At 41.3% G+C, this 8,455-nt stretch carries 8 protein-coding genes; all 8 read right to left on the bottom strand.

Translation table 11 applies throughout. From position 1 onward, the window contains the following. Positions 1-447: 447 nt before the first annotated feature. Positions 448-1,620 carry a molybdopterin-synthase adenylyltransferase MoeB gene (moeB, locus tag PN471_RS15320; protein WP_271777589.1) on the bottom strand — a complete coding sequence of 391 codons (1,173 nt, stop codon included), beginning with the start codon at positions 1,618-1,620 and terminating at the stop codon, positions 448-450. A gap of 33 nt (positions 1,621-1,653) precedes the next feature. Then, positions 1,654-1,839 carry a hypothetical protein gene (locus PN471_RS15315; RefSeq protein WP_271777590.1) on the bottom strand — a complete coding sequence of 62 codons (186 nt, stop codon included), beginning with the start codon at positions 1,837-1,839 and terminating at the stop codon, positions 1,654-1,656. 266 nt (positions 1,840-2,105) lie between these two features. Then, on the bottom strand, positions 2,106-3,293 hold the full coding sequence (locus tag PN471_RS15310; protein ID WP_271777588.1) for an FtsW/RodA/SpoVE family cell cycle protein: 1,188 nt from the start codon (positions 3,291-3,293) through the stop codon (positions 2,106-2,108). Between the two features lie 227 nt (positions 3,294-3,520). Further along, on the bottom strand, positions 3,521-4,630 hold the full coding sequence (gene proB / locus PN471_RS15305; protein WP_271777587.1) for a glutamate 5-kinase: 1,110 nt from the start codon (positions 4,628-4,630) through the stop codon (positions 3,521-3,523). Between the two features lie 254 nt (positions 4,631-4,884). After that, positions 4,885-5,409: a YqeG family HAD IIIA-type phosphatase gene (locus PN471_RS15300; RefSeq protein WP_271777586.1), complete on the bottom strand. Its 525-nt coding sequence runs from the start codon at positions 5,407-5,409 to the stop codon at positions 4,885-4,887. Between the two features lie 277 nt (positions 5,410-5,686). Next, positions 5,687-6,259 (bottom strand): DUF3727 domain-containing protein, encoded by a 573-nt coding sequence (locus PN471_RS15295; RefSeq protein WP_193893111.1) that lies wholly within the window; start codon positions 6,257-6,259, stop codon positions 5,687-5,689. Positions 6,260-6,386: 127 nt separating this feature from the next. After that, positions 6,387-6,878 (bottom strand): Holliday junction resolvase RuvX, encoded by a 492-nt coding sequence (gene ruvX / locus PN471_RS15290; protein WP_271777585.1) that lies wholly within the window; start codon positions 6,876-6,878, stop codon positions 6,387-6,389. Next, positions 6,865-8,112, bottom strand: coding sequence for a GNAT family N-acetyltransferase (locus tag PN471_RS15285; RefSeq protein ID WP_271777584.1), 1,248 nt, complete (start codon positions 8,110-8,112; stop codon positions 6,865-6,867). Before PN471_RS15285 ends, ruvX begins: the two co-directional genes overlap by 14 nt. Positions 8,113-8,455: the final 343 nt, after the last annotated feature.

Genomic DNA, 8,455 nt, shown 5'->3' with positions numbered 1-8,455 from the left:
GGTAAAAAAGTGAATTAGGTGCAAGGAATAAGCATTGAAACCATTAAAAACCTATCACTTTCTGGAATTTGAGACTATTCTTATATCTTTCTAATTCTTCCTCCTGACTCCTGACTCCTAACCCTCACAGATAACTTTTTCAGCAAACCCTAGTTAGAGGATGTTTTAAAAGTTTTTAATGTATAAATAAACTCCTCTCCAAACCTCTCCCCGACGCGGGGAGAGGCTTTAAAACCCCCATTCCCTGGTAGGGAAGGGGGGCTGGGGGGTTAGGTTTTTGGAAATTACTGGTTTTATCTAATACTTTTCAAACAACCTCTTAGAGGTTTTCCCTGAAAAAACGATTAAGTAATGGGACAGAATTAATTACACAACTGATTTTTCTGTTCCCAGTTAAGAGTTAAGAGTTTCCTCTCTCAACGAGTGAATTTAATTTTGTCCGACTACTTAATACTGAGGAACAGAAGCATCTACTTCTTGACTCCAAGCATTAATTCCCCCTTTCACATTTGTCCCAGCAATCCCCGCTGCCTTCAAGATAGCCAAGGCTTTCGCGGAACGCCCACCCATTTTACAATGAGCAATTAAACGGTGTCCATTAAGTAATTCCTTAACCTTCGCCACACCATCACCATTTTCAATATCTGGTAAGGGGACTAACACAGAACCGGGAATTCTCGCAATTTCATACTCATGAGGATTACGCACGTCTAGCAGCACAAAATCCTTTGCACCAGCATCTAATAACGCCTTCAATTCCTTCACAGTCATTTCTTGAATTTCCATTTGCTGTTTCGCTTCTTCGGCTTGGGCTTGGGGAATACCACAGAATTGTTCGTAATCTATTAGCTTGTCAATAACTGGACGGATGGGGTTAGGACGCAGTTTTAACTCCCGGAATTTCATATCCAAGGCATTATAAAGCACCAGTCTACCACTCAAGGTAGTACCATTGCCCAGAATAATTTTCACTGTTTCTGTAGCTTGAATAATCCCAATCATTCCCGGTAAAATTCCCAGCACTCCACCTTCTGCACAGGAGGGAACCATTCCTGGTGGTGGTGGTTCGGGGTACAAGTCACGATAGTTAGGACCACCCTCATAGTTAAAGACGGTGGCTTGTCCTTCAAACCGGAAAATAGAACCGTAGACGTTGGGTTTATCTAACAATACGCAAGCGTCGTTGACTAAATACCGAGTTGGGAAGTTATCAGTGCCATCAACAACGATATCGTAAGGACGGATAATATCCAGGGCGTTTTCGGAACTCAGACGAGTTTCATACAAATCAACCTGACAATGGGGGTTAATTTCATGAATCCGGTTTTTTGCTGACTCGATTTTGGGTTTACCTACCCAAGATGTCCCATGAATAACTTGACGTTGCAGGTTAGAGGTATCCACAACATCAAAATCAACAATACCAATTCTGCCTATACCTGCGGCGGCGAGATATAACAGCAATGGTGAACCTAGTCCACCAGTACCAATACACAATACACTGGCGGCTTTTAGGCGTTTTTGCCCTTCCATGCCCACTTCTGGCAAAATTAGGTGGCGGGAATAGCGTTCGTAGTCGTCTTTCGTCAACTGGATTTCATCCAGATTGGGATTTAGCATAGCAGTTGTATGAATCAGCGCGGAGTATTAATGTTAACTTAAATTTGCTAACTTTATCAGTTTAATTGTCTCGGCTGGAAACTGGTGGTTTTCATCCAGAGTCCAGCTTTGCCGTTCACTAGCTTGAGCATTTTGTACGGATAATATCACATAAGAGTATTCTATCCAAGCGTACATTCTATCCCATTCTGAGAGGGCTAGAACTATGGCTAACGCCACGCTACGCTATCAGCAAACCCTACTTAGGGCTTGCTGAATAAATGCAAGACGTATATATATCAAAGGTTTAAGTCTGCTAAAAAAGAAAATAGGTGCAAGATTGTTGAAGGAGACAGTCCCAAAAGCGTGCATTTTGGGTTGAATAAATCACAAAACTTAGGGATAACAGATAGCCCAAACTCTTGCCTCTTGCCTCTTGCCTGCCCTCACAGACAACTTTTTCAGCAAGCCCTACTTAGATAGTGGTTGTGCATCAGTCGGTTAAGCTAAAAAAATCGTCTCCTGGTTCGACTTTCCGATTGTGTTTTTCGTAAAGGCACTACTTCTGCTTCACTACCCTCTCTAGCTACTCGAATTAATAACGCAGAAGATAGCAAACTGGCAACCATGGAATTACCACCATAACTAAACATAGGTAAGGGTAAACCTGTAGTTGGTAAAGCACCTGTCGTTACACCAATATGTAATAATGATTGGCCAATCATAACAACTACTACACCAATTGCCACTAATTTGGATGTGATATTTTTGGATTTAAGAGCAATAATTAATCCTAATGTGGCAAATATGGCTAACATTATTAATAGTAAAATACTGCCAATAAAACCAAATTCTTCGGAAAAAATTGCGAAAATAAAATCAGTATCTTGAATTGGTAAATAAAATAACTTTTGTTGAGAAAGTCCAAATCCAGACCCCCAAGTTTGACCTGAACCTACAGCCAATAAACTTTGTACTAACTGATAACCATCTCCTGTAGCATCAGCCCAAGGATTCATAAAGGACATAATGCGTTTGCGTTGATATTCTTTGATACTAATACTAAGTAATGCTAAAAGTACGCCACCAAAGGCTGTTCCTCCCAAGTATTTATATGGTAATCCCGCTGCTAAGGCAATAAACCAAATTGTCATTCCGCAAAGTGCTGTGGTGCTTAAGTTAGGTTGGGCAAGAATTCCTAAAAGTACAAGACCAAAAACACCCAACCAAGATAACCGAATTCCCCAAGGTCGTTTTTCCCACTGACTAAAAAGTGTGGCACTTTGTAACACTAAAAAAGGTTTAATTAATTCCGATGGTTGGATAGGAATCGGTCCAATGGCTATCCATCTAGCCGCATCAAAGGCTTTTTTTCCTAATCCTGGTATTAATGTCAAAAAAATCAACATCAGGAAAAATATTAAAAACCAATGAGATACACCCAAGATTTTTCGCAATGGCAGATTAACAATGATGTTGAAAATAATTAGGGAAGCTATAGCCCAAAGAATTTGCCGTTTAAAATAATACAAACCGTCACCATGACGGGCATCAGCAACGGGATAGGATGCGGAAAAGAGGATGACTAGGCCGATGAACATCCACATTAATGTTAGCCAGCGCAATAGTCGGGCTTCTAAACCCCAGCTAGAAACGGAATTATCGAAAATTGGGATTAAACGGAGTAGATTCACAATTTGGTGATTGGTAATTGGTGATTTTTTTCTTTCTTCTTTCTTCTCCTGACTCCTGACTTCTGGGCGGGGAAACCCCGCCCCTACAGGAAATTCTATATTACGCCTTATGTGAGTTAAAAATATTGTGGTTTTATTAGGGTTTCCAGAGTTCTCTAGAACGATAATTCCAGAATCATCAACGGTATTACAAGGGTTTCCGCATTTAATTCACATAAGCCGTATATTTAAATTAAAACTAAGTTATCGCGGTGAATCACAGTATCTGCACCTTCATAACCTAGAATTAATGGAATTTCCCGTGAATGTTGTCCGCAAATTTTCTGTAATTCCCCACTATTATAATTCACCAACCCTCTAGCAATTTCATCACCATTACTATCACATAATTGCACCGCCTCTTGATTGTCAAATTCTCCTTCTACGGCTTTAATCCCCGCTGCTAATAAGGATCTCCCCGCTTTGACAACGGCGGCGATCGCCCCTTCGTCTAAATATAATTTTCCCCCCGGAATCAAACCATAGGCTATCCAACGTTTCCGGGCTGAGGTTGGTTCTGGTTGCGGTGCAAAATGTGTACCAATGAGTTCCCCTTGGATAATTTTTTCAATGTTCCGGGGAAATTGTCCTTGAGTAATCACTGTGCGGATACCAGCAGCGATCGCAATTCTCGCCGCTGAAATTTTCGTCATCATTCCCCCAGTCCCCCATTGAGAACCCTGTCCACCAGTTTGAATCTGTAAATCTGTCAGTTCTTGCATACTACTAACTAAACTAATTGGTTTAGCATCGGGTACGGAACGAGGGTCAGCCGAATATAATCTATCAACATCCGTTAATAAAAACAGCCAATCTGCTTCTACTAAACTGGCTACTAATGCAGACAGGGTGTCATTATCCCCAAATTTTAATTCTTCTACCGCTACTGTATCATTTTCATTAACTATAGGAATTACTCCCAAATCTAGTAATTCTTGAAAAGTGTTATTAGCATTGAGATAGCGGCTACGTTGTACCAAATCTGCTCTAGTCAATAATACTTGAGCAATAGGCTGTTGCAAAATACTAAATAAATCATCATATATACGCATTAATCTACCCTGTCCCACTGCTGCTATAGCCTGTTTTAAAGCTATAGTTTTGGGACGTTCCGTCAAACCTAACCGCGCACAACCAACTCCCACTGCACCGGAAGAAACTAAAATGACCCGATGTCCCTGTCGTCTCAAATCAGACAGAGTTTCCGCTAAGGTAGCAATGCTAGAAAGGGCTAATTGTCCTGTCTCTGGTTGAGTAAGGCTAGAAGTACCGATTTTAACAACAATTGTTTTGGTCATTAGTTAGTGGTCAGTTGTCACCAAAAAATTATACAGCGCCAATCCCTCTATAGTCAAGGTTGACGCTGTACGGGTTTATATTTATCTATTATCTGCTAGGGTCTTGTTTGGCTGACCCTGATGTTATTGAAATTAATAATCTCTGATTTTTTGCCAATTTGATCATTCCTTAACTATTTCTTTAGGTTTACTTTCCTGATGAATTATAAATTCTTGTTAAGATTCGTATCTTAATCAACACAGAAAAACGCCTATTACCTCTTCCCCGTAATAGATGCGCCCAATATCTCTGAGATCCAGACTTCAATATTACGGATAGGATGGGAACGGAGGGCTGTAAAATCGGGATGGATAATTGGTTCGACTAAAATTGTAAACATTCCCAAACGATTACCCGCTAAAACATCAGTAAACAAGCGATCGCCTACCATCCCCACTTGATGTGCGGGTAAATTCATCTCCTGTAAGGCCGCCCGAATTTTCCGGCGGGAGGGTTTAGCCGCACCTAAGTAGTAGGGTAAATCAAGAGAACGGGCAATACCACCAATTCGCGCCTCACTTAAATTATTACTAACTAACCACAATGTCGTACAAACCCGAATTTCTTCTATCCATGCTTGCAATTCTGGGAAAGTAGAACTTGTTGTCATCGGGACTAAAGTTTCATCTACATCTAATACTAGCCCTTTCAGCCCATATTGTCGGATCACATCTGGTGTCAGCGTCAAAACTGAACCTGCTAAAATCAAGTTAGGCTCTAATAGATGGTTGCGAGTCATAATTTTTTGGGTCAGGAGTCAGGAGTCAGGAGGAAGAAAGAAAGGAATAAAGAAAAATTTTAGGTTTAGATTTATACTGCAAAGGGTTCATAGTTTAACCAAGTATGAAACCCCTCTCCAAACCTCTCCCCGTTGCGGGGAGAGGCTTTGAACTTGTTCTTTGTATGATAAAAAAGTCCAGCTTTTAGCCGTTTTGAGTATATTTAGATTTTTGAATAAGGCAAAAGGTAAGAAGCAACAGTAATTAAATTACCAATTACCCATTACCCATTACCCATTACTCAACTTCGTTAAAAAGATGTTCTTCTAAAAGGGGTTGAAATTTACGGAACTCTTCAGGAGAAAGTAATTCTGGTTCACCAGTTTTAGTCATTCTCGCAAAAAAGAGCAGGGGATCAAGGGGAGTATAAATTGCATACTCTTGTTCATCATGATAAAAAGTGGCAATTTCCATTAATTGCTCTGGTTCTAAACCGTTTTCCTCATCTTCGATTTCTAAAGTAAAGAATTTCGATTCATCTTCAGGAGGCAACTCACCTGCTACAGTCAAAGCATAAGCAGTGTTCTTGAGAATCAGGTTTTGCTCAGAAAGCACAGCTTGAGCAGTGCCGAAAATTTCCTCTATCATCTCATCATCTTCCACCAAGACGGCTTCTTCTTCATCGCCATCGGCTTGCCAAGCAAAAATTTCTATTGGTGCATCTACAGGCAGAAGGAGAACATATTTTTCTCCCTCTACATCGAGGGTATGCTCGATGTAACATTCTAGTGTTCGTTTTAGCTCATCTGTTAAAATCAGAGAACTTTCGGAATCGTGATCATTGTCTTCAGGGAGTGGAGATGAATACATAGGTGAATTATGTAACTGTAACAATACTCTTATATATGGAAATCATTGAACCGCTAAATGACAGCCGATGTCAACCATAAATTCAGAGATAGAAGTAATAGTTTTTAGAATACCATGTTAAAAGGGATTACTCATCAGCAAATGTTACCGATCGCATTGCTGAACTACGTCTAGCATCTAGCCACTGTTGTAAAATCAATGCAGCAGCCTTACGGTCAATTAAACCCTTATTTCTTGATGGAGAGCGATTTTCAGCTATTAGCAGTTGTTCTGCTTGATAAGAAGTTAATCTTTCATCCATATATTCCCAGGGAAGTTTAAGTGCTGCCGCCAATCTAGCCGCAAATTTTTGGACATGACGGGCTTGAAAACCGATAGAACCATCCATTGAATAAGGTAAACCGACAATGAGAATTTGCACTTGTCGCTCATTGACTATTTGCTGAATTTTCTCGACATCTTCGACAAAAGACTTACGCTCAATTGTGGTTATACCCGTAGCAATTAACCCTGTGCCATCACATCCAGCTAAACCAATGCGTTTACTACCAACATCCACGCCCAAGGCGGAAATAAATGATTGTGATGGCTGTTGGGAGATCGTGCTATTGTTGCTCATGGGGTTCATCTGGGGCTGAATCTGATGGAGAAGGTGTGTCTATTATATTAGGGTTTTGATGAGTGAACGCAACAATTTCCGACTGCACTGGTACAGTTCTTTCTGGCTGTACCTGCTGTGGTTGCGGCATCCATGACATTCCTCCAGGAATAGGTTTCCGGGTTGGTTGCAGTCCTTGTAACATTTCCTGCCACTGAATCCCTTCTAGGGAGACAAATTTCGATTCTCGCAGTTTATGCCAGACGGAACGAGACATGATCAGGGTATGTTCTTGACGTTTAGCCCCAATGCGCTCTAAATATTCTTCTCTTTCTGGTTGATAGTCAGAGGAAGCTAATTGTAATCCCTGTTGGGGAAATTCTTGGGCGATGCGGGCTAATTGAGATAATAGTTCAGGATACAACCAAGTATAGGCAGGATGAACTGTCAGGGTGGCGATATGGGGTTTTGTCCCGGTGCGATCAAGTTGCACCTGAAAGTAACCAATGGCTGCTTTCCGCTGGGGTTCAAAGACATAACCACTAACAACTTCGGTTTTTGTCATCCACTGCTTGAGGGCATCACCAATAGCACCAAACAACGTGGTTTTAAAGTCGTGGGTGTGCCGATCAAATACTTGCCTTACCAGAGGTGGCATTGATGCTGTATCTAGTTGATAGAGTAAGGGAGCATCAGCATTGCTGACTGGTAAGAGGTTGGGTAAATCTGGCTCGGTTTGAATTAATTCTGCTAATAACTGGGGACTAATTTCCCAGTAGGTCATTTCTGCTAAACGTTGAAATCCATTGTGGCGATACAGGGCTAGGGCATCAACATCATTAATGTTAACTTCTAATACCCATGTCCGTGCTTCTAAAATGGATTCAAAGCAATGGCGCAGTAGTTGTGAACCCACTCCCAGGCGATCGCCCGTTCCTGCCAACATCACTCGATCAATTCGCCAAGTGCTGCGAGTGCGGTTGAAAGGCGATACTTGAATCATTCCCAGTAGCATCCTGCCCTGTTCGGCAACATAGCTCCAGAAGCGGTACTGTAATGGATTGGGAAACCAACTTAAGAATTTGAGTAACCCATACCAGCGTTTTAACCATTGCATTTGCCCCATGGCCGCATCAGCTTCTTGGGGAGACAGATGGGACAATGATTCTTGAGTTAAGCGATCAATTCCTTCCAAGTCCCGATGTTGGACTGGTCGGATAACAACGCTGAGGTTTCGAGGGAGTAGTGAAGTCATTTTGATTCAAGCCGCCATTTAAACTTTACAAAATATGATTGGTGATGTAATACTGCAATCATTTTAATGGCTTTTTGCTCTTAGGTCTTGCTTCCCAAGAGTGATTTTCTTAACTAAACGCGTGAAAAAATATAAAAAGCAGAAACTGTGAGTATACCTTTGGGGTGAAAACCACAATGTCTGCTTCTATTGTAGGATAATTCTAGTGACGTACTCCACACACTCCCTTTCAGGTGAGTGTGGGCTTCTCAGTGACTCCTCTATGAGGACATTAACTGAGCTTTAAGACCGTGCGCCCCACGGTTCTTTGGTTTTGAGATTTGTTTTTTGTTTTGTAGGCTGC

It is taken from the genome of Aphanizomenon sp. CS-733/32 (genome assembly GCF_028330045.1).
GTDB classification, from domain to species: Bacteria; Cyanobacteriota; Cyanobacteriia; order Cyanobacteriales; family Nostocaceae; genus Dolichospermum; species Dolichospermum gracile.
Note: the sequence above shows the minus strand (reverse complement) of the source record. Positions and strands in the feature narration are given on the sequence as shown.